Annotated in this window: 1 protein-coding gene and 1 pseudogene; one reads left to right on the top strand and one right to left on the bottom strand. The window is 39.1% G+C overall.

Going from position 1 to position 1625, the window contains the following annotated elements:
• Nucleotides 1-166: 166 nt before the first annotated feature.
• Nucleotides 167-652 (top strand): annotated as a pseudogene (locus tag IQ228_RS25835) (cation acetate symporter); the annotation flags it as partial.
• A gap of 9 nt (nt 653-661) precedes the next feature.
• Here IQ228_RS25835 and IQ228_RS25840 read toward each other — a convergent pair.
• On the bottom strand, nt 662-1504 hold the full coding sequence (locus IQ228_RS25840; protein ID WP_027404085.1) for a tetratricopeptide repeat protein: 843 nt from the start codon (nt 1502-1504) through the stop codon (nt 662-664).
• Nucleotides 1505-1625: the final 121 nt, after the last annotated feature.

Consider the following 1625-nt stretch of genomic DNA (forward strand, 5'->3'; position numbering starts at 1 on the left):
CTTCATGCAGAAAGTGTGATAGAAAAAAGAATCCCTGAAAGCCTGAAACCTTAAATCCGCAAATATTTCTGACACGGAACTTGCATGAAGTCTTACGGGTAAAGGATTCACAGAATTAACACACTAGGCATTACCTGGACACAAGTAGCCCAGTATTGTGTATTGATTATTATTAGTAATTTCTAGTTCTGTCGCTCACGATGTTTATTATCGCATTTTTGATTCCCAAGCTTCAGAAAAAAAACGGGTATTTGTAGGGCGAGTTGTTGTTGGTTTCGCCATTGTTCTCGCTGGATATTTTGGTGTAAATCCACCAGGATTTGTGAGTGAAGTGGTAGCTTTTGCCTTTGGTTTAGCGGCTGCAAGTTTTTTCCCGGTAATATTTCTGGGAATTTTTGATAAACGCACTAATTCTGAAGGTGCAATTGCCGGAATGTTAGCAGGTTTGATATTTACAGTTATTTACATTGTCGGCGTAAAATTTTTCGGTATGACACCTTGGTTTTTTGGCGTTTCTGCTGAAGGAATTGGCACTTTAGGGATGATTATTAACTTTATTGTCACCCTCACAGTTTCTCGGCTTACACCACCACCACCCGCAGAAATTCAGGCTTTGGTAGAGGATTTACGCACCCCAATTATTGAAGAATAGATGACAGAATTACTTACCCAATTCCTCAATATTCTTCATTGCTTGTTGATATAAGTCCTTATTTCCTTGTTTGTCAAAAATAGCTGCTGCCCGTTGTAAATCTTTTAATGCGCCCCGTTTATCGCCAATTGCAGCATAGGCGTTACCGCGATTATTAAAAGCAACACCAAAATTAGGATTAATGCGAACGGCTTCATTATAATCGGAGATTGCTTTTTGCTGTTCTCCTCTTGCAGCATAAGCATTACCCCGATTATTATAGGCTACAGCATATTCTTGATCAATCCGAATCGCTTGAGTATAGTCCTCTAACGCCCCGTTCTTATCACCTTGGTTAGCACGGGCATTACCTCGATTATTGTAAACCTCGGCAGATTTTGGTGCAATGCTAATTGCTTGATTATAATCCGCAAGCGCTCTTCTATAATCTCCGATAGAAGCAAAAGCATTAGCACGATTATTGTATGCTTCCGCATCCTTGGGCTTGAGACGCAATGCCTGATTATAATCCGCGATCGCTCCCTCTTTATTACCAGTATCAAAATAAACTAATCCCCGCCCCTTAAATGCTGGTGCATACTCAGGATTAAGACTAATAGATTTACTATAGGCAGCAATAGCCGCTTGGGAATTACCTTTAAGATGTTGAGTTTGTCCCTGAACATAAAATTCCCCAGCTTTAGATGTTCTCCCTATCTGGGGATTGGGGGTACTTGCTCCCCTTTCTGTTACCAAAACATCTTGATTATTACTGCAAGAAACGCAAATAATACCACTGAAAATTGTAAACATTGCTATAGTGAATGCCCTGTTTACTCCTCGCTGTTTTTGTGTCAATAACTGCCATTTCATAATTTACCAAAAATGCCATCTTACTGGGAGTAAATCATTCACTAAATTACTTACTTCTGGAATATGTTTGCTTTTTGATTAATATTCAATTCAAATTATAAAATTCCCTGAAGTTATTGAG

The sequence above is a fragment of the Dolichospermum sp. LEGE 00246 genome (assembly GCF_015207865.1).
Lineage (GTDB): Bacteria > Cyanobacteriota > Cyanobacteriia > Cyanobacteriales > Nostocaceae > Dolichospermum > Dolichospermum heterosporum.

Bases quoted from the DNA above. Each gene is read 5' to 3' on its own strand.
- IQ228_RS25840 (WP_027404085.1), bottom strand. From the start codon at position 1,504: ATGAAATGGCAGTTATTGACACAAAAACAGCGAGGAGTAAACAGGGCA.